The organism is Xanthomonas sp. 3058, from assembly GCF_014199765.1.
Taxonomy (GTDB): domain Bacteria; phylum Pseudomonadota; class Gammaproteobacteria; order Xanthomonadales; family Xanthomonadaceae; genus Xanthomonas; species Xanthomonas campestris_B.
This window is the reverse complement of sequence record NZ_JACHOF010000004.1, coordinates 118,423-143,760: the sequence shown is the minus strand read 5'-3', so window position 1 is coordinate 143,760 and position 25,338 is coordinate 118,423. Positions and strand designations below refer to the sequence as shown.

Sequence of the window (25,338 nt, the reverse complement as noted above, 5' to 3'; positions counted from 1 at the left end):
GGCTAAGGAGTCGATCGGTTCGACGCAGCGGGCCTGACGGCCCGGCGTGATGCGCAAGCGCTCAGCGGCCGTGCTGCAAAAACCAGCTGGCTGCGCCGATCACGCCGAGCTGGCCGTGCTCGACGATGCTGACCGGCACCTGCTCCAGCGCGGGCCGTAATGCGCCCTTGTCGAGCAGCCGCGCAGCGAAGTCGCTTTGCTCGGCAACGAAGGCGGCAATCTGCGGCAGGAAGCCACCGGCCAGATACACACCGCTGCGCACGCCGTAGAGCAGGATCATGTCGCCGACCACGCTGCCCATGAAACCGCAGAACGCCTGCAACGCATCGCGCGCCAGCACGTCATTGCCAGCCAGTGCCGCAGCGGTGACATCGGCCGGGCCGGCATGCACCGCCGTCTCGCCACGCAGGGCCGCCAGCGCGGTGTACAGATTCAACAAGCCGGGCCCGGACAGCAGATGCTCGGTGGCCACGTGCGTGCGCGTGCGGCGTAGCTCCTGCAGCAGCGCCACTTCCAGATCGTTGCCTGCGGCTAGCGCGGCGTGGCCCGCTTCGGTCGGCAGCACCGCCGGATGGGCGCCATTGGGAATCCACAACGCTGCCCCCAGTCCGGTGCCGGGACCAAGCACCAGCGCCGGGCCCGGCGCACCCTGCGCAGGTCCGGACAACTGCATGACCTGATTGTCGGTCATGTAATTGGCCGCATGCGCCACCGCTTCAAAATCGTTGACCAGATGCAACGCCTGCATGCCGAGCTGGCGGCGGATCTGCTCGGGCGCCAGCACCCAGGGCAAATTGGCGGTGATCACGCTGCCGTCCTCCAGCGCGTAACCAGCGCTGGCGATGACGCCGCGCTTGACCGGTGCGCAACCAAGCTCGGCGAAGAACGCAGCCATGATCTCGGCCAGACCCGGATAATCGGCGCACCGGTACTTGCGGTAATCAAGCACAGTCACCGGTTTGCGTGGATCGACGCTTTCGCACACCAACGCAAGGCGCACATGCGTCCCTCCCACGTCTGCGGCAACGAAGGTTTCGGGGCGCGGAAAGGCCACCGCTTCCATTGGACTGCTTGCGCTCACGCATTCTCCTGATCTGTGGCGGCGGCTGGCGTCGTGTTCCGTTTCCGACGAACGGCAGCGGATAGACAACGTTGTCAGTAATCGCCTTGTAACGCAACCGTGGCGATCCCGCTTTATACAGAACGAAAGCAACCGCGGCATCTGTTGAAATTTGCCACGCATTACGAAGATTTCCGCACAAACCCTGTTCGCGCCACGCCATTTTTGGCAATTCACCATAGAAAATGCCGATCACGCCAGTCAGGCTCGGTTGAGCCGCTGTTTTAACTGCGCAGGCCCAACGCAGCCCACCCAGGGAATGCTGCATTGCAGCGCAATCGCAGGCGGTTCAGAGATCTGTGACCATGTGTTGACAACGCTGTCAGCGCTACGCGAGACTCGATCCCGATCGGGGTTCTGGCAGGAGGGGCCATGGACCGTTCGGCACTCAAAGAACGGGCTTACCCTCACCTGTCGATTCCAGATTCGCGAGTCCTGCGTCGCCAGACGTGCGTCTCGCTGAAGTCGCATTCGCACCACCGCTTCACCATACGGGGGACACCTCCTCTACCACGCGAATCGCCTGGAACCTGCGTCGGACGCAGTGCACCAATGCGGTCCCCGCGATCGGTCAGGGCGTGTTGTTTTGCCGGCCACGCCGAGCGCGTGACGCCTCTTCAAGGCGACGCACTCACAGCACTAACCAATGAGGTTTAGCCATGCACAGCCGCACCACGACGTTAGCACTCTGCATCACCGCCGCTCTGTACTGCTCCGGCTCTGCCATGGCTGCCGGGCAAGAACAGCAGGCCACTCCGAGCGCGCCCTCGGCCACCACCGAGCTGGACACGATCACCGTCACCGGTTATCGCGCATCGCTGGAAAAGAGCCAGGCGGTCAAGCGCTCGGCCAACTCGATCGTCGATGCGATCAGCGCCGAAGACATCGGCAAGTTCCCGGACATCAATGCGGCCGAATCGCTGTCGCACCTGCCGGGCATCAGCGTCGACCGCCAGTTCGGCGAAGGCGAAAAAGTCAGCATCAACGGCACCGACCCGGCGTTGAACCGCGTCCTGCTCAACGGCCAGACCATCGCCTCGGGCGACTGGGGCGGCAACCCGACCGACACCAGCGGCCGTACCTTCAACTACACCCTGCTTTCGCCGGAAATCATCGGCCTGATGGAGGTCTACAAGACCCCTGAAGCGCGCATCGATGAAGGCTCGATCGGCGGCACCGTGATCGTGCACACCCGCAAGCCGCTGGACCTGCCGAAGAACACCGTGCGTGGTTCGGTGGGCTATAACTACAACGACCGTTCGGAAGAAGGCAATCCGCGCGGTTCGGCGCTGTGGAGCTGGAAGAACGACGACGAAACCTTCGGCGCGTTGATCTCCGCCACGCACGACAAGCAGGATCTGGCGCGCGCCGGTATCGAATACTTCGGCTACACCACCGGCGCCGGCATTCCGCCGACGGCGACCATCACCGGCGACGGCAGCGATGTGGCCACCGCACGCGTGCCGGCCGGTATCAGCAGCGCGTTCTTCCAGCAGACCCGCGAGCGCAGCGGCCTGCAGGGTGCGTTGCAGTGGAAGCCCAACGAGCAGAACGAGTTCAACCTGACCGGTCTGTACATCAAGGGCAAGTACAACAACTTCAGCCAGGCGCGTTATGTGTGCCCGGCCTGTAACGACGACCGCCAGAAGATCACCCAGGCCAATGTGCAGAACGGCGTGGTGACCTCGGCCACGGTGAGCGATGGCGCAGCCGGTCAGCCGTATGCGCAGCTGGATGCCAACTACCGCGAGAGCACCGTCACCACCAAGAGCCTGAACCTGCGTCACGACTGGTCGGGCGAGAAGTGGGTGTTCACCACCCAGGCCGGCTACACCGAGGCCACCGGCGGCAAGAACCCCGAATACCTGATGAAGTACCTGATGCAGGACGGCGGCTACAACTACGCGTTCGATGGCCGCAACACGTCGGTCAATTACGACAACGGCGGCGCTTCCAACTGGGCACTGCCGGGCAACCCCGCCGGTCTGGCGCCGGGCCAGGAAGGCAATATCCCAGGCACCACCACCGGCATCATGCAGGCCGGCGGTATCGCCTACCAGAAGAGCAAGGACGACGAAAAGTACTTCCAGTGGGACGCGGCGCGCGACCTGGAGTGGGGCCCGTTCACCAAGCTGCAGTTCGGCTACAAGTACATCAACCACAACAACGGCGTCGATGCACGCGGCAACCGCATCAACACCACCGACCCGGTGTCGCTCACGCAGTTCAACCCAGGCACCACGCCCAGCAGCCTGTACGACGGCCTTGGCGCCAGCGGCGATCTGACCACCTGGCCGACCGCCAACCTGGGCGCCGTGCGCAGCTATCTGCTGTCGCAGCCGCAGGGCCCGTACCGCACCGATTTCGGCGCGTCGTTCGACGTCAAGGAAATCACCCAGAACGTCTATACGCAGTTGAACTTCGAGTCGGGTCAATGGCGCGGTAACGTCGGCGTGCGCTTGATCGACACCACCGACAAGTCGCAGTTCTGGCAGAGCAATGACGGCGGCACCAGCTTCCAGCGCGTGGCCGAAACCAACGACTACCGCAAGGCATTGCCGAGCTTCAACATCGCCTACGACATCACCGATGACACCGTGCTGCGCTTCTCGGCCGCCAAGGTCATCGCACGTCCGCGTTACGCCGACCTTGCAGGTACGTTCACCGTCAACAGCGGTAACGGCAACCTGACCGCCAACGGCGGCAACCCGGACCTGAAGCCGTACGAATCCACCAACTACGATCTGGCGGCCGAGTGGTATTTCGCCCCGTCCAGCATGCTGTCCGGTGAAGTGTTCTACCGCGACATCAGCTCCTACATCGTCAACACCACGGTCACCCAGCAGCTGAATCCGGCACCGCCGGCCATTGCTGGCCTGTACCAGGTGACCACGCCGGTCAACGTGTCCGATGCCAAGGTCAAGGGTGTGTCGGTCAACTATCAGCAATCGTTGGGACTGGGCTTCGGCGTGCAAGCCAACTACACGTTCGCCGAATCCGACTCCAGCTCCGGCCTGAACCTGCCTTACCTGTCGCGTGATACCTACAACGTGATCCCGTACTGGGAACACGGCGACTGGATGGTGCGTGTGAACTACAGCTACCGTTCCAAGTACTTCACCCAGATCGGCCGTCTGGCATCGAAGGATTTCGCAGATGCCTACAAGCAGCTGGATCTGACCGCCTCGTACCAGATCACCGACTACATGGGCATCACCTTCGGCGCGACCAACCTGCTGGATTCCAGCTACCGGGTCTTCAGCAATACGCGCGATACCCCCACGGCGTTCTACAAGAACGGCCGCGGCTATCAAGCCCAGCTCAACTTCAAGTTCTGATGTAGCACCGGCGCGCCACCGACCCTCCACGGTGGCGCGCTTTTTTGAGCGGTGCGTTGCATGCAGCGCACCGCTTGATGTCGTACCAAGGAGTGGTACTGGCCACGCCCCTTCGCGGTTGAGGGAGCATGGCCAGGCCCGCTTTTGCCATCCACGTGCCGGCTGCGCTGCAACCGGCATGTCTCGCTTGTAAGGAGTGCAGTTCCCATGACGACCGATAGCCGCCTTGCGGCTCCATCCCGCCGCCACGCCGGAGCTGCACCCAGAACGCGAATGCTCGCGCTCGGTCTGTTGCTCGCGCTACCTGCTGCCACGCTCAGCGCGCAATCGCCCACCGCGCCGACCGCCACCACGCTCAGCCCCGAACAGATCGACCAGCAGTGGCTCAGTGCCACCGCCAAGTACGCACCCGAGCGCGAGCGCCTGGTGCACGAAGCCGAACAAGGTGCGCGCAAGGGCCCGTTCCGCCCCGACTGGGCCGCGCTGAAGGCCTATCAATCACCGGCGTGGTACGACAACGCCAAGTTCGGCATCTTCATCCATTGGGGCGTGTTCTCGGTGCCGGCGTTCGGCAGCGAGTGGTATTCGCGCAACATGTATCTGCAAGGCTCCAAGGAATTTGCCCATCACGTGGCGACCTATGGCCCGCAGGCGACCAGCGGCTACAAGGATCTGATTCCCAAGTTCACCGCGCCCAAGTTCGACCCGACGGGCTGGGCCAAGTTGTTCCGCGACTCCGGCGCGCGCTATGTGGTGCCGGTGGCCGAGCATCACGACGGGTTTGCACTCTACGACTCCAAGCTGTCGGACTGGACCGCGATGAAGATGGGGCCCAAGCGCGACCTGCTGGGCGAGTTGTCCAAGGCGATCCGCGCGCAGGGCCTGCACTTCGGTTTGTCCTCGCACCGCGCCGAGCACAACTGGTTCTTCGACGGCGGGCGCACCTTCGATTCGGACGTCAACGACCCGCGCTATGCAGCGCTGTACGGCCCGGCCCAGGTGCGCCTGCCCGGCAAGGACGATGCCGACGTCACCAACGACTGGACGCCGGTCTCGCAGGCGTGGCTGGACGACTGGTTGGCACGCACCACCGAGTTGATCGACACCTACCAACCGGACCTGATCTATTTCGATTGGTGGATTGCGCACCCCACCTTTCGCAGCAGCCTGCCGACCATGTTGGCCTACTACTACAACCAGGGCGCAGCGCGGACCGAGGCCGATCGCGGCGTGGTGGTGAACTACAAGCTGGGCGCCTTCCCCGAAGGCGCCGGCACGCTGGACATCGAACGCGGCCAGCTCACCGGCATCCACCCCACCCATTGGCAGACCGATACCTCGGTCAGCAATGCCTCGTGGGGCTACATCGAAAACGACACCTACAAATCGCCCACCTTCATCATCCACATGCTGGCCGATGTGGTGGCCAAGAACGGCAACCTCATGCTCAACATCGGCCCGCGTGCCGATGGCTCGATCCCGGACACCGAACGCGGCATCCTGCTGGCCATCGGCAAGTGGCTCAAGACCAATGGCGGCGCGATCTACGACAGCAAGCCGTGGCGCGTGTATGGCGAAGGCCCCACCGAAGTGGTGGGCGGCACCTTCCAGGACGTTAAGACCAAGCCGTATACGGCCGAAGATTTCCGTTTCACCACCCGCGATGGCGCGCTGTATGCCATCGAGCTTGGCTGGCCGAGCAATGGGGAAGCGGTGATCCGCTCGCTCAATGCCGCCGATGGCGTGCGCGCTGTGACGTTGCTGGCCAATGGCAAAAAGATTCCGTTCGAGCAACGCGCCGACGGCCTGCACCTGCGGCTGCCGATCAAGCCCATTGGCGAGAGCGCCTATGTGTTCCGCATCGACCTTTCTTCCTCCCCCACTCCCTGATGGATGCTGTTTTCATGCATAAGCGATTGACCTGGATCCTGCTCGCATTGGCATCTGTCTGCATGCCGGCCTTTGCCAAAAACCCCACGGCGTTGTTCTATCTGATGAACACGCAGAAATCGACCAACTCGTTCCTGGCCAATGTCGACAAGATCGATCTGGTGGTGCCGACCTGGTATGGCGTGGATCAGAACGGCCTGGTCAACGGCACGCCCAATACGTACCTGTACGACATCGCCAAGCAGAAGAAGCTGCGGGTGATGCCGATCCTGTCGATGACCACCGGCCGCGACGGCTTCCACAAGCTGATGCACGACGAAGCGGCCAAGAAGCGCATGATCGAATCGCTGCTGATCCACGGCAAGCAGCACAAGTATTACGGCTTTCAGTTCGATTTCGAGAACATCGCCTGGACCGATCGCGACGCCTACACGCTGATGGTCAAGCAGACCGCCGATGCGCTGCACAAGGCCGGCTTCAAGATGTCGGTGGCGGTGGTGCCGAATGCACCGGGCCATGCCGAAGGCGGCCAGTTTTCCAAGTGGATGTGGGAATACTGGCGCGGTGCGTACGACCTGAAGGCGTTGGGGCAGGCGGTTGACCTGGTCAGCATCATGACCTACGACCAGCACACCCGCTGGACCACGCCAGGCCCGGTCGATGGCATGGTGTGGATGAAGAAGCACCTGGACTACGCGATCACCCAGGTGCCGAAGGAAAAGCTCTCGCTCGGCATCGCCACCTATGGCTATCGCTGGTACACCGGCAACCCGGTGAAGGAAGACGGTACCGAAGCGTCGAATATCTCGGCCACGTATATCGATGCCGACGAATCGTTCCCGCTGGCGATCGAACAGAACGCCACCGTGCAGTGGGATCCGGTCGAGCAGGAATCGTGGTTCTACTTCTATCGCGATGACATGCGCGAGTGGGTGTTCCGCCCGGACGCACGCAGCTTCAAGGCGCGCTACGACATGGTCAAGCAGTACGGCCTGGAAGGTTTCAGCTGCTGGGTGCTCGGCGCCGAAGACCCGAAGGTATGGGACGAGTTGCCGACTGCGCAGCGCTAAGCGCGTCAACGCATTGCCGGACACCCTGACGGGCGCGATCGGTGTGCGCATCGGACTGCGCGCACTGCGCCCCGATGCGAGCGCTGCCCGCGCCCGTTTTGTCGCGGCCGACGCGCGTGCGTTCGGTGCTGCACAGTGCCCACTGCGTGCATCGGGACGAAGCGTGCGCCAGTCCCTGCGCCATCCGGCATGGCTTTGCTACTGTGCGTGGCCGCCGTATTTTCCCCGCCATCTCCGGATGTGATTGCATGACGTCCAATTCCGCACCTGACCTGCCCCCCTTGCCGTTATCGAAGCCGCCGTCGTCGAAGCTGCCGTTGCGCATGCGGCCGTCGAGCCTGCTGTCGTCGATGGCACGTTCCTCGCGCCTGCTCGCGATGACGCTTGCGGCGATGGTGTTGTCCGGTTGCGGGCAGCGCGATGCAGCGACCGCGCCGGCTGCGGCCGAGTCCGGCAACGCCTCGACATTGCCTGCAACCAACGCACCATTGCCATTGATTCCCGCCCCGGCCGACGCCAAGCGCGGCAGCGGCAGTTTTCACGTCGGAACCGGCACGGTGATCTCCATCGTCGGTGGCGATGCGGATGCGCGCCGCAGTGCCGAGCATCTGGCCGGCTTGCTGCAACGCACGCGCGGGCTGGCGCTGGAAGTCCGCGCAGAGGCCACCGCATCGCCGCGCAGCATCCGCCTGGAGCGCAGCGCGCAGGCAGTAGTGGCGCACAAGGAAGGCTATCGCCTGGATGTGGATGGCAATGGCATCCGCATCGCTGCACGCGATGGTGCGGGCCTGTTCTATGGCGCGATCAGCGCCTGGCAACTGATGACGCCGGATGGGCGCAAGGGCGATGTCGATGTCCCGGCGGTAGCGATCCGCGACTGGCCGCGTTTTGGCTGGCGTGGTCAGCATCTGGACGTGGCCCGCCACTTCCATGACGTGGCCACGGTCAAGCATGTGCTCGATGCGATGGCCGCACACAAGCTCAACGTGCTGCACTGGCATCTCACCGACGACCAGGGCTGGCGCATCGAGATCAAGCGCTATCCCAAGTTGACCGAGATCGGTGCATGGCGGACCCCGCCCGGCGCCGGCCGGCACGGCACGCCGGAGCGGTATGGCGGCTTCTACACGCAGGAACAGATCAGCGAAATCGTTGCCTATGCGGCGCGCTTGCACATCACCGTGCTGCCGGAGCTGGACATGCCTGGCCACGCGCAGGCCGCGGTGGCGGCATACCCGGAAGAAGTGGGCGTGCCTGGCCAGCGCACGCAGGTCGGTGTGGACTGGGGCGTCAATCCGTACCTGTTCAACACCAGCGAGCGCAGCCTGACCTTCATCACCAACGTGCTGGACGAAGTGCTGACGCTGTTTCCGTCCGCGTATATCCACATCGGTGGCGATGAGGCGGTCAAGGATCAGTGGGAGGCCTCGCCGGCGGTGCGCGCGCAGATGCGCAAGCTCGGGGTCAAGGACGCGCACGCGATGCAGGGCTGGTTCAACGCGCAGCTGGCGCACTACCTTACCCAGCACGGCCGGCGCATGATCGGCTGGGATGAAATTCTCGAAGGCGGCGTACCGGCCAGTGCCTCGGTGATGTCGTGGCGTGGCATCGACGGTGCGGTGACGGCGGCCAAGCAAGGCCACGATGTGGTGCTTGCGCCCGGCGACTGGCTGTATATGGACAACCTGCAGACCACGCGCAGCGACGAGCCCAACGGTCGTCTCACCGTGTTGCCGCTATCGAAGGTCTACGCGTTCGATCCGGTACCGAGCGCGCTCACCGCCGAGCAGGCCAAGCACGTGCTGGGCGCGCAAGGCGCGTTGTGGGCCGAATACATCCCTTCCAAGTGGCATGTGGATCATGCGCTGTTCCCGCGCTTGTCCGCCGTGGCCGAAGTGACCTGGTCGCCGGCAGCCGCGCGCAACTGGAAGGATTTCCTGGCGCGCATGCCGGCGCAGTTGCGGCGTTACAAGGCACTGGACATCGACGCCAGCGACGGCGCGTTCGCTGCCGATATCGCATTGGAAGGCGGCCCCAACCCGGTGCTCGCCGGTGGCCCGGCCAAGGTGGCACTCAGCACCCAGACCGGTGCGGGCACGCTGCACTACACCGTTGACGGCAGCGATCCCACTCCGGCATCGCCGCGCTACGGCGCACCCTTCACGATCAAGCTGCCGACCACCATCAAGGCCAACGCCTTCGATGCCGATGGCACACCGCTGGCGGCGACACGCAGCCGCACGTTCGATCGTGCCGGGTTGTTGCGTGTGGATACGCAAGGCTTGCGCGATTGCGTGGCGACCGGTGCGCTCGGCCTGCGCTTGCCGCTGTTGCCGGAGATGACCGGCGCCGATACGCCGGTCTACAACGTCGATCTGTTCCACGCCTGTCGCCTCTATCCACAGGCGCGCCTGGATGGCATTGGCGCGATCCGGATCGAAGCCGCTCGCCTGCCGAACAACTTCGGCCTGGCGCACGAGCAATCCAAGGTGGTGCAGTACCCCGCCAAAACGCGCGGCGGCGAGCTGGAAGTGCGCCAGGGCTGCGAGGGCGAGCTGATCGCCAGCGTGCAATTGCCCGACAGCGCCGCCCTGGGCGAACAATTCACGCTGGAAACCGCACTGCCTGCACGCACCGGCATCCACGATCTCTGCCTGCGCTTCACAGCACCGATCCGCGGCCCGTTGTATGCCATCGGCGCCGTGCAATTGATTGAAACCACTGCGCAGGCGCCCCCCGCTGCCACGCGCTGATCCATCCAAGGAGAATCATCCATGCCCCTGTCCCGTCATCGTTGCGTTCCCGCCCCCGCCTGCCTCGGGCTTGCCCTGGCCTTTGCGATCTCGCAGGCCTGGGCCGCGCCGCCCACGGCAACGTCCCTGGACAGCGGCTGGCAGGTGCGGCTGGTGCCGGGCCAGGAACAGGCCAGGACATATCCCAAAGCGGCCGCCTGGTTGCCCGCGCAGGTGCCGGGCGCGGTGCAGACCGATCTGATCGCCGCCAAGATCGTGCCAGACCCGTTCTATCGCGATAACGAAGGCAAGATCCAGTGGGCGGGCCTGAGCGACTGGCAATACCAGACCCACTTCAACGTGGACGCGGCCACGCTCAAGCGCGCGCATGTCGAACTGGTCTTCGATGGTCTGGATACGTTTGCCGAGGTCACCCTCAACGGCAAGCAGTTGCTCAGCGCCGACAACATGTTCCGGCAGTGGCGCGTGGATGCGAAATCTCTGCTCAAGCGTGGCGACAACGTGCTTGAAGTGAAACTGTTTTCGCCGATCAAGAAGATCCAGCCGTGGCTGGCCAAGCAGCCGTATGCACTGCCGGGCGCCTACGATTCGGCCTTCGGCGACGAGCCCGAGGCGCGGCATAGCTCCACCTATGTGCGCAAGGCGCCGTACAACTTCGGTTGGGACTGGGGTCCGCGCATGGTCAATGCCGGCATCTGGAAGGAGGTGCGCATGGAGGCCTGGGATGCGGTGCGCGTGGACGGGCTGCATATCGCCCAGCAACGTGTGGATGCCGATAGCGCGCAGTTGCAGGCGCAGCTGGAGCTGCAGGCCGGCCGCAGCGGCCCGGTGCAGGTGACGCTGGATGTGCTTGGGCCGGACGGGCAGAGCGTCGGCCAGTTCACCCAGCAGGCGGTGGTCGATCCCGGCCAGAACCGCATCGATCTGCCGGTACGCATCGCCAAGCCCAAGCGCTGGTTCCCGGCCGGCTACGGCGCGCAGGACCGCTACACCTTCGTGGCCAGCGTGCGCGATGCCGATGGCGACAGCCAGCAGATCAAGCGCGTCACGGGGCTACGCTCGGTGGAGCTGCGCCGCGAAAAAGATAAGTTCGGTAAAGGCATGGAAATCGTGATCAATGGCATCCCGATTTTCGCCAAGGGCGCAAACCTCATTCCGCTGGATGCGTTCCCGGCCCGCGTAAGCCACGAACGCATGCGCAGCACCTTGCAGGATGCACGCGATGCCAACATGAACATGCTGCGCATGTGGGGCGGCGGGCATTATCAGGACGACTATTTCTACGACGTGGCCGACGAGCTGGGCATCATGGTCTGGCAGGACTTCATGTTCGGCGGCGCGGTGCCGCCGTACGACGTGGAGTTCCGCGAGAACACCCGGCAGGAGGCGATCGAGCAGGTCAAGCGGCTGCGCGACCACCCCAGCATCGTGCTGTGGTGCGGTAACAACGAAGTGCAGACCGGCTGGGAAAACTGGGGCGACCGGGTCAAGTTCAAGCAGTCGGTGGACCCGGAAGAACGTGCCCGGATCGAACGCGGCATGACCACCTTGTTCGGCACCGTCTTCGGCGAAGTGGTCGCCACCTACGACAGCGACGTGCCGTACTGGTCCACCTCGCCGGGCACCAACTTCGATGGCGCCGCCGACCAGGCCACCGATGGCGACATGCATTACTGGAAGGTATGGGGCGGCCCTGCCCTGCCGGTGACCGAATACCTCAACGTCACTCCGCGTTTCATGTCCGAATACGGCCTGCAGTCGTTCCCGGACATGCGCACCGTGCGCGCGTTCGCCGAACCCGGCGACATGGACCCGGAATCGCCGGTGATGCGCGCGCACCAGAAGTTCGACAAGGGCAATGGCAACAAGCGGCTGATGCTCTACATCCGTCGCGAATTCGGCGAGCCCAAGGATTTCGAGAGCTTCGTCTACCTGAGCCAGCTGATGCAGGCCGAGGGCATCAACCTGGCCGCCTCGCATCTGCGCGCCTCGCGCCCGCAATCGATGGGCTCGCTGTACTGGCAGCTCAACGATGTGTGGCCGGGTGCGTCGTGGTCGAGCGTGGACTACTACGGCCGCTGGAAGGCGCTGCACTATCATGCACGCCGTTTCTACGCGCCGGAATTGATCGCCCCACTGCGTAACGACAAGGGCCAGACGGAGGTGTCGTTGGTCTCGGATCGCACGACACCGCTGGCTGCACGCTGGCGCGTGCGGGTGATGGGCATGGATGGCAAGGTGCTGAGCAAGCGCGAAGAAAAAGCAACGCTCAAGCCGCTCAGCAGCCTGCAGGTGGGCAACTTCAGCGACAAGCAATTGCTGGGCAGCGCCGATCCGAAGCGCACCTATGCGGTGTTCGAGTTGCTGGACGGCGACACGCTGCTGTCGCGCGAGGTGGTGTTCTTCGCACCGGCCAAGCAGCTGGCATTGCCAAGCGCGAAGATCGACAGCCAGTGGCGCGCCGATGGCGACGGCTATGCGCTGACCTTGACCAGCAACACGCTGGCGCGCGAGGTCTGGCTGTCGTTCGGCGATGTGGATGCCACCTTGTCCGACAACGCGTTCGACTTGTTGCCGGGCGAGCCGTTGACGGTGCACGTGAGCAGCAAGGCTGCGCTGACGCAGTTGCAGTCCACGTTGCAGGTACGCGATCTGGCCAGCACGCTGGCCGGTGCGCCGGCGGAGCCGGTAGAGGCGAAATGAGACCGCCCTCATCCGCCCTGCGGGCACCTTCTCCCGCAATGCGGGAGAAGGAACGGCCGGCTGTCGCAGGACGACCGGGTAGAGCTGGCGGTGCGCTTCCGCCAGAGCCCGCACACGTTGAGTTCCCCTTTCCCACCAGCAGCCGCATACCTTTGAGTTCTCCTCATCCAGCTAGCCGCCTCTCCTGATCCAGCCAGCCGCCACACCTGAGCTCCTTGTCCCGTCGGCAACCAACCGCTGAGCTCGCCCTTCTCCCGCGCGCGGGAGAAGGTGCCCCGAAGGGGCGGATGAGGGCAACGCAGCACCGCCCCACCACGCACCAAAACACCATTCCCACCCATCCCTCTCTGCCCCCCTCGAGCCGCCCAATCCGCAGCAGAGTCAAGACAACGCATGGCGGCACGGCCGCTGCGCAGGAGTGAATCGATGTCACCCGTGTTTGTATCGCGCCTGGCCATTGCGCTGGGCTTGAGCCTTGCAGTGCCGTGTGTGGCGCTGTCCGCGACAACCTCCGACCGAACCGCCAGCGCTCCGGAACAACGCGCTGCCGCCCTGGTCGCGCAAATGACCCGCGAGGAAAAAGTCGCGCAGGCGATGAACGATGCTCCGGCGATTCCCCGCCTGGGCATCCCGGCCTACGAATGGTGGAGCGAAGGCCTGCACGGCATCGCACGCAATGGCTACGCCACGGTATTTCCGCAGTCGATCGGCCTGGCTGCCAGCTGGAATACCGAGTTGATGCACCAGGTGGGCACGGCGGTCTCCACCGAGGCGCGTGCCAAGTTCAATCAGGCCGGCGGCCCGGGCAAGGACCATCCGCGTTACGCAGGGCTGACCATCTGGTCGCCCAACATCAACATCTTCCGCGACCCGCGCTGGGGCCGTGGCATGGAGACCTACGGCGAGGATCCGTTCCTCACCGGGCAACTGGCAGTGGGCTTCATTCGTGGGCTGCAAGGCGATGATCTGGATCACCCGCGCACCATCGCCACGCCCAAGCACATCGCCGTGCACAGCGGCCCGGAGCCCGGCCGTCACGGCTTCGATGTGGACGTGTCGCCGCGCGATGTGGAAGCGACCTACACGCCCGCCTTCCGTGCCGCGCTCGTGGAAGGTCAGGCCGGCTCGGTGATGTGCGCGTACAACTCCCTGCATGGCACACCGGCCTGCGCGGCCGACTGGTTGCTCAACGGCCGCGTGCGTGGCGACTGGGGGTTCAAGGGATTTGTGGTCTCCGACTGCGATGCGGTGGACGACATGACCCAGTTCCATTACTTCCGTCCCGACAATGCCGGCTCATCGGCCGCCGCGCTCAAGGCTGGCCACGATCTCAATTGCGGGCATGCCTATCGCGACCTCGGCACGGCGATCGAACGCGGCGAAGTGGACGAAGCCTTGCTCGACCAATCACTGGTGCGCCTGTTCGCCGCACGCTATCGCCTGGGCGAACTGCAAGCGCCGCGCAAGGACCCATATGCCCGCCTCGGCGCCAAGGACATCGACAACCGTGCCAATCGGGCGCTGGCGTTGCAGGCGGCGGCAGAGTCGATCGTGTTGCTCAAGAACCAGGCCAACACCTTGCCGCTGAAAGCCGGCACGCGGCTGGCGGTGATCGGCCCCAATGCCGATGCGTTGGCGGCGCTGGAGGCCAACTATCAAGGCACCTCGTCCGCGCCGGTGACGCCGCTGCTTGGCCTGCGTCAGCGCTTCGGCGCACAGCAGGTCAGCTATGCGCAAGGTGCGCCGCTGGCCGCGGGCGTGCCGGGCATGATTCCAGAAACCGCGCTGCGCAGCGATGGCGGGCCGGGACTGCGTGGCGAATACTTCGACAATGTCGACATGGACGGTTCGCCGCGCGTAGTACGGCAGGATCGCGTGGTGAGTTTCAACTGGGACCAGGTCAGCCCGGCCAAGGGCGTACCGGCCGATCGCTATGCGGTGCGCTGGAGCGGCGAGTTGCTGCCGCCGAGCGCTGGCGACTACACGCTGGCGGTGCGGGTGGCGCGCTGCTTCGATTGCACCGGCCACGATCCGGTGCGGCTGTACATCGACGACAAGCTGGTGGTCGCCGGCAATGCCGAAGACAAGCACGTGCCGGCCGGCATGCACAACGCCGATGGCCGCAGCGTCGAAACCGTGCTGCACTTCGACGACACCCGCCCGCGCAAGATCCGCCTGGAGATGGAACACCGCGGCCAGGATCAGGGCGTGCGCCTGGAGTGGCTGGCGCCGGCCGCGGCGCAACTGGCCGAAGCCGAGCAGGCCGTGGCGCAGGCCGATGCAGTGGTGGCCTTCGTCGGCCTGTCGCCGGACGTGGAAGGCGAGGAATTGCGTATCGACGTACCCGGCTTCGACGGCGGCGACCGCAACGACATCGCCCTGCCCGCCCCGCAGCAAGCGCTGCTCGAACGCGCCAAGGCCTCCGGCAAGCCGCTGGTGGTGGTGCTGATGAGTGGCAGCGCGGTGGCCTTGAACTGGGCCAAGACGCATGCCGATGCGATCGTGGCGGCGTGGTACCCCGGCCAGTCCGGCGGCACCGCCATCGCACGCATGCTGGCCGGTGACGACAATCCCGGCGGGCGCCTGCCGGTGACGTTCTATCGCTCCACCAAGGACCTGCCGCCCTACGTCAGCTACGACATGAAGGGTCGCACCTACCGCTACTTCAAGGGCGAGCCACTGTTTCCGTTCGGCTACGGCTTGAGCTACACCAGCTTCGCCTACACCGCGCCGCAGCTGTCCACCACCACGTTGCAGGCGGGCAACGCGTTGCAGGTAACCACCACGGTGCGCAACACCGGCACGCGTGCCGGCGATGAAGTGGCGCAGGTGTATCTGCAGTACCCGGATCGCCCGCAGTCGCCGTTGCGCAGCCTGATCGGCTTCCAGCGCGTGCACCTGAAACCGGGCGAGCAGCGCACACTCACCTTCGCGCTGGATGCGCGCGCCTTGAGCGATGTGGATCGTGCGGGACAGCGTGCAGTGGAAGCAGGCGACTACACGCTGTTCGTGGGCGGTGGTCAGCCGGGAATCGGCGCCGCCGGTGAGGCTGCGGCGTTTTCGATTCAGGGCCGCTCGCCGCTGCCAAAGTGATCGGTACCGCCGCATGACACCCAACAGGCGTCGCCCGTCATGGCCGGCGCCTGTTGCGTCATGCAGCATGTTGCGCCGCAACGCATAACGCAGCTGCCGCGCTGATGTGGCGTCGAATTGGTGATCTATCGACAGGCAATGCGTCGATCTGAGCACACGCGTCACACCTGCTTGACAGACGCAACCGTGAGGCCTATCACTACGCGCACTCGAAAGCGCACGCCGTCAGCCCGTGCGCTCCGAAGACGGCAATCGCGTTTCCACGCAGCACCGGCATTGGGAGATGGTTGTATGCAGCATCGTCGTATCGACCAGCGCCCATGTGTTGCCGCTCTCGCATTGCATCGCACCCGCGCGATGCGCGCCGCTGCTGTCACGCTGGCGCAGCCGTTATGACCAAGCACTACAAATTGAGCGCGATGCGATCGCGCTCCAAGTGCATCGCCGGGTATTCCCCGCCCCGCCGCTGACGCCTGCATCGCGGTCCCAGCAGGCAGACGCAGCGGCGTCACTCCCGTTCGGCAAGTCGCCCACGCATTGATCGCGTGCCGTGCGATGCCGTGCGCGTGCATCACCCGCAGACCGTCTGCCCATGAGCAAGGCATCGGCAGGACGTTGCCATCGGCAACGTTGCCCAGCATCTGGCGAGGTGGCACGTGGAAAAGCGTGAGCGTTCGAACGGCAAGCAATTGATCGTGGCAATCCTGACCGTCACCGGCATGGCCTCGGCGGCAGCCGCAATGGCCGGCACGGTGGAGGGCGAGCTCAAAGAGAGCAGCAGCGGCAAACCTGCAGCGAATGCAAAGGTACGCATCGCCGGCACGTCCTACAGCGCGGTGGCCGATGCGCGCGGGCACTTCGTCATCCACGACGTACCTGCCGGGCAATACGCGCTGAATCTGGACTACCCGGGCTTCAGCGCGGCAGAAACCAGCGTCCAGGTCGGCGACAGCGGCACTGCATCGGTGGCCATCGCGCTGGAGGAGGTCAAGCAACTGAAGGCGATCAGCGTGGTGAGCAATCGCTACGACGCCAGCGACCTGAAGATCAATGCCGCCAACACCGTGGATGTGCTGTCGGCCAACGATCTGCAACGCACCGCCGTGCACAACGTGGCCGAAGCGCTGGGCCTGATTGCCGGCATCAACATCACCAGCACCGGCTCGGGCTATTTCGGCGGCATCGATGGCGCCGCGCGCGGCGAAGGCATGTTCGCCTCGGTGCGCGGGCTGCCGTCCGAATACAACGTCAACATGATCGACGGAGTCACCGTGGCGCAAGGCATGCCGTATAGCCGCAGCGTGCAACTGAGTTTATTGCCGCCGACCGGACTGCAGACCATCGTCGCCAACAAGACCTCCACCGCCGACATGGACGGCGATGCGATCGGCGGCACGCTGGATTTCCGCACGCCCACCGCCTACGACTTCAAGGACACCACCAGCGGCAGCATCACCGGCAGCGGCCGGGTGGAGAGCCGCGCACGCGATTACGGCGGCGATGGCCTGGGCGGCGGCTTCGGCGGCGAGTTCCAGCACAAGTTCGGTGAGGCGCAGCAGTTCGGCATCTATGCCAGCGCGTACTACGATTACCGCACCACCACCAACAGCGAGGTGGCCGCCGCCACCAGCGCGCTCAACGATGGGTCGTGGGAATACCTGAACACCGACGCCGACGGCGGCAACGCTGCCGGTTTCGACCCGCAGCACAACCTCACCAGCACCGGCATGAACGTGGGCATCGCTGCCGGCTGGGAGCGTCGCTACGGCGGCAATGCCTCGTTCGACTGGCATGTGGACGACAGCCTGTCGCTGTATGCGCGCATGACCTACGCCTATGCCAAGACCGACCAGGGCACCACCTTCGTGCAGTTGCTGCCGCAGGATGTGAGCTACGTACCCACCGGCACGCCGGGCGTGTTTACACCCAATATCGGCCGCATCGCTTCACGCTTCTGGTACGAGACCAATCCGGAAATCGCCGACCTGGCAACCTTCCAGGTCGGTGCGAAAAAGACCGTAGGCGGCTGGACGTTCATGCCCAACGCGTTCTACAGCTTCGGCAATAACGACCGCCCCGACCATGTGGAAATCGACGGACGCGAAGACAAGTTCACCCAGGACAACTACGCCTACTCCGGCAACACCCTGGTGGGCTATGGCGGCGGCGCGTTCCCGTACCCTCGGCTCACACCTGCACTGCAGGCGCAGGTCAACAACATCCCCTCGTTGTATGCCAGCAGCTATGGCGAACAGACCAAGATCTACTCCGGCCAGAAGAAAGGTGGCGCGCGCCTGGACACGCGCTACGACTTCGAAGATGGCGCGCTGCGCTCGCTGCAGTTGGGGGTGAAGTACAGCAAGAGCAGCCGCCGCTACACCAATCGCGACTGGTATACCGGCGGTGTGGACGGCACCACCACGCTGGGCGACCTGGGGATCTTCACCGGCACCTATGCGTCGATCTTCCCGGGCAAATACGACTGGAATACGCCCCGGGTGAGCGAAGCTGCGGTGGCCGGTGTGATCGCCCAGCACGTCACCGACGATGACCTGGACACCTGCGGCAGCGCGTTCTACGTCAACAACTACAACTGCAACACCATGCGCGGCACCGAGGCGGTCAGCGCGGCCTATGCCAGCGCCACCTTCACCATGGGCAACCTGGATATCGTGCCGGGCGTGCGCTTCGAGCACACCGCCATCAACAACACCTTCTGGGTGAGCCCGGTGGATGCCGATGGCAACGCAATCGTCGGCTACTTCGACCACAACCACACCTCCTACAATGAACCGCTGCCCAGCGTGTTCCTGACCTGGCGGCCGGATCTGCGCACCGCCTATCGCGCATCGGTATGGACCAGCTACACGCGGCCGGCCTTCGTGCAACTGGGCGGCGGCAGCCAGATCGATATCTCCAACGGCGTCACCACCATCACCCAGGGAAATCCCGATCTGAAGCCGATCGAATCCACCAACCTGGATCTGTCCGGCGAATGGTCCACCGAGCGCGGCGGGTTCTTCTCGCTGGCCGGCTTCTACAAGCAGCTACGCAACTACATCTACGATGCCGGCTCGGCCCAGGCCAATGGCAACACCAGCGGCAGCGGCACGGTGCTGTACCACATGCCCACCAATGGCGGCGACGGCAAAATCTACGGCGTGGAAATCAGCGCACGGCAGAAATTCCAGGACCTGCCCGCCCCGTTCGACGGCCTGGGCATCAGTGCCAACGCCACCCGCCAGCATGCGCGTGCGGACCTGGGCCTGGATGGCTTCGAGAACGAGCACATGCAGTCTGCGCCATCGGCGATGGCCAATCTGGAACTGTTCTACGAACACAGCGGGTTCTCGTTGAACCTGAGCTATCACTTCAGCAGTTCCTACCTGCTGGGCTACGACTTCCTGCACGCAGGCGCGCCGTGGAACGACCTGTGGGCACGCCCGACCCGGCGCGTGGATCTGCACACCGGTTACCGCTTCGACAACGGCGTGAGCATGGATCTGTCGATCTCCAACCTGACCAAGCAATACAGCTACTGGGCGCATGTGGGCCGCAAGAACCTGGCGATCTCCGACATCGTCGATGCCGGCAGCACCGCATTGTTGACGGTCAAGTACGCGTTCTGACGGCATGTCGCGCTGCGCGTTTGCGCGTGCGTGGCGGCACCGCATGCGCGGCCACAGCCGTGCAGCGCGATGCCGCGCGGCAGTTCCTTCCACCCTGGTTGGAGAGACGATGAAACGCAGGAACCTGTGCACGTTCGGCCTGCTCGCACCGTTCGGTCTGGCGGCCGCGCCGGCGGTGCTGTCGTCGCCCCGTGCGCCGGTACCGGATGGCCGGCCACATGTCTTCGGATTCGAGCGCGGCCAGTTCGTGCTGGATCGGCAGGCGTGGCAGATCCGTAGCGGCGAGATGCATCCGCTGCGCATTGCCCGTGCCGATTGGCTGCACCGCATCCGCATGGCCAAGGCGATGGGCTTGAACACCATCGCGCTGTATCTGATGTGGAATGCGTACGAGCGCGAACCGGGGCAGTTCGATATCGAAACCGGCGAACGCGACTTCGTCGCCTTCATCTGGCTCTGCCAGCAGGAAGGCATGTGGGTGTATCTGCGACCCGGCCCGTACGTCTGCGCGGAATGGACGCTGGGCGGCTTGCCTGCGTATCTGCTCCGCGAGCCGGGCATGCGCCTGCGCGACGCACACGATACCCGTTACATGGCGGCGGTGCAGCGCTACATCGGCGTCGTGGCGCCACGCATCGCACCGTTGATGGCCAGTGCCGGCGGGCCGGTGCTGATGCTGCAGATCGAAAACGAATACAGCATGCAGGGCAGCGACGTGGGCTATCTGCAGGCATTGGCCGCGCTGTGGCGCGCGCACGGCATCGATGGCCCGTTTTCATTGGCCGAAGGCATGAAGGATCTGCGTCGACGCAAGGCCTATCTTCCCGGTGCTGCACTGGGATTGGATGGTGCCGATCTGAATGAACTCCACGAAGGAACACAGCTCGCAGGCGATGCACCGGTCTGGGTGGCCGAAGGCTATCCGGGTTGGCTGACGCATTGGGGCGAGGACGCGTTCGCGCGGCGCGATTACGCACCGATGCTGCAGCGGCTGATGGCCGCCGGGTACTCGTTCAATCTGTACGTGGTGCACGGCGGCAGCAATTTCGGGCTGAGCGCCGGTGCCAATGCCGAAGACGATGGTTCGCAATTCCAGCCTGCGCTGACCAGCTACGACTACAGCGCGCCGATCGACGAAGGCGGCCGCGCCACGCCTGCGTACATGGCGCTGCGTCGGATCATCGCCCAGCACACCGGCACTGCGCTGCCAGCGATCCCGGACGCACCGCCCCGCGCCCGCTTTGCATCGTTCACTGCACACCCGGTCGCCACGCTCTGGGACAACCTGGGTGCCGGCCCGGTGCACACCGCACGGCCCGCCGACAATCAGACCCTGCTCAAGCAGAACCTGGGATTGGTGGTGTACCGGCGCCGTATCGCGGCCGGCACGCAGCTGGATCTTGGGCAGGTGCACGATTACGCGACAGTGCACATCGACGGCGACGAGATCGGCCACGTCTCGCGCATGCAGCACGCGCGCCTCAACAGCACCCCGCAGCTGACGCTGCCGCGCGCTGCGTCCAGCGCGCGCACACTGGACGTGCTGGTGGACAGTTTTGGCCATATCAATTTCGGCCCCGCCCTGGGCGATGCGAAAGGCTTGCTCGGCCCGGTGCAGCTGGACGGCGAGGAGCTGCGCGATTGGCAGGTGCATGGCTTGCCGCTGGATGGCGACAACGCACCCACGCTACGTCCGCTACAAGGACCACCCACGCGCCCCGGCCTGTTCTTCGCGGCCGACATGCACCTGGAAACAGCCGGCGATCTCTACCTCGACATGCGCCAGTGGCGCAAAGGCTATCTGTGGGTCAACGGACGTCTGCTCGGGCGCTATTGGGACATCGGCCCGCAGCACTGCCTGTTCTGCCCTGGGGCGTGGCTGCGCCCGGGCAACAACGCGGTGTTGGTACTGGATCTGCATCAGCTCGCGCCCACCGCGATCCATTGCGCCGACGGGCTGCGCTCGACACGCAGCGCAACGGCCGCAGCGACAGTCGCACCTGCAGCGTCCTGCGCATGCTGACCTCGCCCACCCTGCTGGCGCAACACGCCCAGGCCTCGGCACCGCCGCGCACGCTCGGTTTCTGGAGCGCGCTGTCGGCCAACCTGCTCAACATGATCGGCATCGGCCCGTTCATCACCATTCCGCTGGCGTTGTCGGCGCTGGCCGGGCCGGCAGTGTTGGTCGGCTGGGTCGCCGGCGCGCTGTTGTGCCTGTGCGATGGGCTGGTGTGGGCCGAACTGGGCGCGGCGATTCCCCGCTCCGGCGGGCCGTATCACTATCTGCGCGAAGCCTACGGCCGCGAGCGCTGGGGCCGGCTGTTCGGCTTTCTGTATCTGTGGCAGACGCTGTTGACCGCACCGTTGTCGGTGGGTTCTGCCGCAGTGGGCTGCGTGCAATACCTGGCGTTCCTGATGCCGGCGCTGGGCCACACCCAACTCACCGCCATTGCGATGACGCTATGCGCGTTCAACACGCTGCTGCTGTATCGCAAGGTGCGCTCGGTGCAGTTGCTGTCGCTGCTGGTCAGTGCGGTGGTGATCGGCGCCTGCGTGTGGATCATCGGCAGCGGCGTGCTGCACTTCGATGTCGGCATCGCGTCGGCATTCTTGCACGCGCGTCCCGCGTCGCCGCATGGATTCTGGCTGGGTTTCGGTGCGGTGGCGTTGATCGCGGTCTACGACTATGGCGGCTACAACAACGTGTGCATGCTCGGCGGCGAAATCCGCAAGCCGCGCCGCACGATCCCGCGCGCGGTGCTGATCTCGATCCCGATCGTGGCGCTGCTGTATCTGGGCCTCAACATCACCTTGCTCGGCGTATTGCCGTGGCAACAGGCCGCGCACTCCAAGGCGGTGATCGCCGACTTCATGCAGGCCATCTATGGCCCCATCGGCAGCACCGTGGCGGTGGCGCTGATCGTGCTGGCCAGTTGGGGCTCGGCGCTGGTGGTGCAGTTGGGCTACTCGCGGGTGCCGTATGCGGCCGCGGCGGCCGGGCAGTTCTTCAGCGTGTTTGCGCGGCTGCATCCGCGCGGCGGGTTTCCCACCGTGTCGCTGCTGTTCGTCGGTGCGACCTCGGCGTTGGCCTGCCTGCTGACGCTGGACGATCTGATCGCCACCTTGATGATCATCCAGATCCTGTTCCAGTTTCTGGCGCAATGCCTGGCAGTGGTGCTGTTGCGACGCAAGCGCCGTCGGCGTGCCTTTGCAATGCCGCTGTACCCGTGGCCGCTGTTGATCAGTGTGTTCGGCTGGCTGTATCTGCTGGCGACCAGCCCGGGACGGCGCCTGCTCGCCGCCGTACTGGCGCTGTGCGTGGGCAGCGCGTTGTATCTGATCCAGGCGAGGAGGGAGCGCGCATGGCCATTCCAGCTGCAATGAACACGGCGCAACTCATGGTGGTCGGCGAGGTCTATCTGGACCACATCTTCGCCGGCTTCGAACGCTGGCCGGCGCCGGGCGAAGAAGCGCTTGCGCGCCATTACACGCGTGAACTCGGCGGCGGCACCCTCATCACCGCCTGCGCGCTGGCGCGGCTGGGTTGCAATGTGCGCGTGATCGGCGCGATCGGTGCGCAGGACCGTCCGTTGTTCGAACGACGTTTGGGCGAGTTCGGTGTCTCGGCCGAGGGTTTGATCGACTCGGAAGCCGGTACCGGCGTGACCACCAGCGTGTCGCTGCAGGAAGACCGTTCGTTCTTCACCTATGCCGGCGCCAATGCCGAGCTGGGCACGCTGCTGTTGCGCGAAGACGTCATCGCCACGCTGTGCGCAGCAGCGCATGTGCATTTCGCAATGCCGCTGCCAGCAGAGTTGGCGCGTGTGGTGTTGCCGCAGCTGGCACGCGCCGGCTGCACCACCTCGCTGGACGTCGGCTTCAGCCCGGCATGGCTCACCGACCCGGCCAATCACCCCACCTGCCGCGCGGTGAGCTGGTTTTTGCCCAACCAGAAGGAAGCCGCACTGATGGGCTGCGGCGACGGCGCCGATGCCTGCCTGGCCTGGGCGCACGCGCTCGGCCTGCGCCAGACGGTGATCAAGCTCGGCGCCAGCGGCGCGATGGTGATCGACGCTGCCGGCGCGCGCCTGATCGCCGCGCCCACCGTGCAGGTGCGCGACACCACCGGCGCCGGCGATGCCTTCGATGCCGGATTTCTCGCCGCGCGCCTGCACGGCCAGCCACTGGATGCCTGCGCGCAGCAAGGCTGCCGCAGCGGCGCGGCGTGCTGCAGCGCACTCGGCGCGCTGGACGGTCTGTTTCAACTCTCTCCCCCCACACACGAGGACGTTCCATGAGCAGTTCTGTCGACAATCGCAAGCTGACCCTGATCGGCGGCGGCGGCGTACGCACGCCATTGGTGGTGTACGGCGTCAACGAAGCCGCCGAAGCGCTGGGCGCGCGCGAGATCGTGCTGTACGACCCCGACCAGGAGCGCCTGGCGCTGATGGTGGCGATGGGCCGCGCCATCGTCGCCGAGTCCGGAGGCGCGCTGCAGGTGCACGCCGCGCCATCGCTGGAGGCAGCGATCGAAGGCGCGCATTTCGTGCTCAACAGCATCCGCGTCGGCGGCATCGCCCAGCGCGCCTCCGACGAGCAGACCATCATCGGCCACGGTTATTCCGGCCAGGAAACCACCGGCCCCGGTGGCGTGGCCAAGGCCTTGCGCACGGTGCCGGTGGCGATCGAACAGGCGCGCATGATCGAGCGGCTGAGCCCGGACGCCTGGCTGGTCAGCTTCACCAACCCGGCCGGGCTGATCACCCAGGCCATCAGCGCACACACCCGCGCACGCGTGGTCGGCATCTGCGACACGCCGGTGGAGTTGTTCCACAACATCGCGCGCGCGCTCGGCGAGCCGGCCGCCGATGTGGAATGCGAATACGTCGGCCTCAACCACCTGGGCTGGATCCGCGCGGTGCGCGTGCGCGGCGTGGACGTCATCGACCGCGTGCTCGCCGACGACGCCATCCTGCGTCAGCTGTACCTGGCGCCGTTGTTCGACTTCGACATGCTGCGTGCGCTGCGCTTGATCCCCACCGAGTACCTGTATTTCTTCTACGAACGCCGCCGCGCGCTGGATAACCAGCGCGCCAGCGGGGCCAGCCGCGGTGGCGAGATCGAGCGGCTCAACCGCAGCCTGGTCGGCGACCTGCGCAGCCGCCTGGAGGCCGGCGACACCACCGGCGCGGTGCAGACCTATGCCGCCTACCTGGCGCAGCGCTCCGGCTCGTACATGAAGCTGGAGGCCGAGGCCGGCTCGGCGTTCGCGCCGGACCTGGCGCCGCAGCCGGACCCGTTCCGTGCCAGCACCGGCTATCACCGCATCGCCGTGGACGTGATGAGCGCCCTGACCGGTGCCCGCCCCAGCCGGCACGTGGTCAATGTGCGCAACCAGGGCGCGATGGCCGAGCTGGCCGACGACGACATCGTGGAAATCGCCGCCGACATCGACCGCGACCGCATCGTGCCGATCCCGGCCGCGCCGCTGCCCAGCGCAGTGCAGGGGCTGGTGCGCTCGTTCAAGGCCTACGAGCACGCCGCGATCGAGGCGGCGCTGAGCGGTAGCCACCTGGACGCCTGCAAGGCCATGCTGATCCATCCGGCGATCGGCGAATGGAGCCCGGCGCGGCGCCTGTTGGATGCATTGTTCGGGCATGAGCACGACGATGGCCACTGCGCAGGTCCAGCGCATTGGGGTGCGCAGGCAGCCGGGTGATCGGTGGACCGGGGCGTCGCGTA

12 protein-coding genes are annotated in these 25,338 nt (G+C 65.3%); 11 read left to right on the top strand and 1 reads right to left on the bottom strand.

Annotation, left to right across the window (positions count from 1 at the left end; genetic code table 11):
* Positions 1–61 precede the first annotated feature (61 nt).
* Positions 62–1,081 (bottom strand): glucokinase family protein, encoded by a 1,020-nt coding sequence (locus tag GGR61_RS07700; RefSeq protein WP_326520623.1) that lies wholly within the window; start codon positions 1,079–1,081, stop codon positions 62–64.
* A gap of 698 nt (positions 1,082–1,779) precedes the next feature.
* Here GGR61_RS07700 and GGR61_RS07695 point away from each other — a divergent pair.
* The 11 genes from GGR61_RS07695 (at position 1,780) to GGR61_RS07645 (ending at position 25,315) form a co-directional block, all read left to right on the top strand.
* Positions 1,780–4,458, top strand: a complete 2,679-nt coding sequence (locus tag GGR61_RS07695) for a TonB-dependent receptor (protein WP_184621025.1) — start codon at positions 1,780–1,782, stop codon at positions 4,456–4,458.
* Positions 4,459–4,665: 207 nt separating this feature from the next.
* Positions 4,666–6,348, top strand: a complete 1,683-nt coding sequence (locus GGR61_RS07690; RefSeq protein WP_184621024.1) for an alpha-L-fucosidase — start codon at positions 4,666–4,668, stop codon at positions 6,346–6,348.
* Positions 6,349–6,362: 14 nt separating this feature from the next.
* Positions 6,363–7,418: a glycosyl hydrolase family 18 protein gene (locus GGR61_RS07685; protein ID WP_184407126.1), complete on the top strand. Its 1,056-nt coding sequence runs from the start codon at positions 6,363–6,365 to the stop codon at positions 7,416–7,418.
* Positions 7,419–7,741: 323 nt separating this feature from the next.
* Entirely contained in the window at positions 7,742–10,171 is a 2,430-nt protein-coding gene (locus GGR61_RS07680; protein WP_260287281.1) for a family 20 glycosylhydrolase, read from the top strand.
* 21 nt (positions 10,172–10,192) lie between these two features.
* Entirely contained in the window at positions 10,193–12,874 is a 2,682-nt protein-coding gene (locus tag GGR61_RS07675) for a glycoside hydrolase family 2 protein (protein WP_184621022.1), read from the top strand.
* Positions 12,875–13,300: 426 nt separating this feature from the next.
* Positions 13,301–15,967 (top strand): glycoside hydrolase family 3 C-terminal domain-containing protein, encoded by a 2,667-nt coding sequence (locus GGR61_RS07670; RefSeq protein ID WP_184621021.1) that lies wholly within the window; start codon positions 13,301–13,303, stop codon positions 15,965–15,967.
* Positions 15,968–16,707: 740 nt separating this feature from the next.
* Positions 16,708–19,596 carry a TonB-dependent receptor gene (locus tag GGR61_RS07665; protein ID WP_260287279.1) on the top strand — a complete coding sequence of 963 codons (2,889 nt, stop codon included), beginning with the start codon at positions 16,708–16,710 and terminating at the stop codon, positions 19,594–19,596.
* Between the two features lie 109 nt (positions 19,597–19,705).
* On the top strand, positions 19,706–21,619 hold the full coding sequence (locus tag GGR61_RS07660) for a beta-galactosidase (RefSeq protein WP_184621019.1): 1,914 nt from the start codon (positions 19,706–19,708) through the stop codon (positions 21,617–21,619).
* Positions 21,613–22,980, top strand: a complete 1,368-nt coding sequence (locus tag GGR61_RS07655) for an APC family permease (RefSeq protein WP_184621018.1) — start codon at positions 21,613–21,615, stop codon at positions 22,978–22,980. Before GGR61_RS07660 ends, GGR61_RS07655 begins: the two co-directional genes overlap by 7 nt.
* On the top strand, positions 22,977–23,894 hold the full coding sequence (locus GGR61_RS07650; RefSeq protein WP_184621154.1) for a carbohydrate kinase family protein: 918 nt from the start codon (positions 22,977–22,979) through the stop codon (positions 23,892–23,894). The genes GGR61_RS07655 and GGR61_RS07650 overlap by 4 nt, the downstream gene beginning before the upstream one ends.
* On the top strand, positions 23,891–25,315 hold the full coding sequence (locus tag GGR61_RS07645) for a 6-phospho-beta-glucosidase (RefSeq protein WP_184621017.1): 1,425 nt from the start codon (positions 23,891–23,893) through the stop codon (positions 25,313–25,315). Before GGR61_RS07650 ends, GGR61_RS07645 begins: the two co-directional genes overlap by 4 nt.
* The last annotated feature ends 23 nt before the right edge of the window (positions 25,316–25,338 follow it).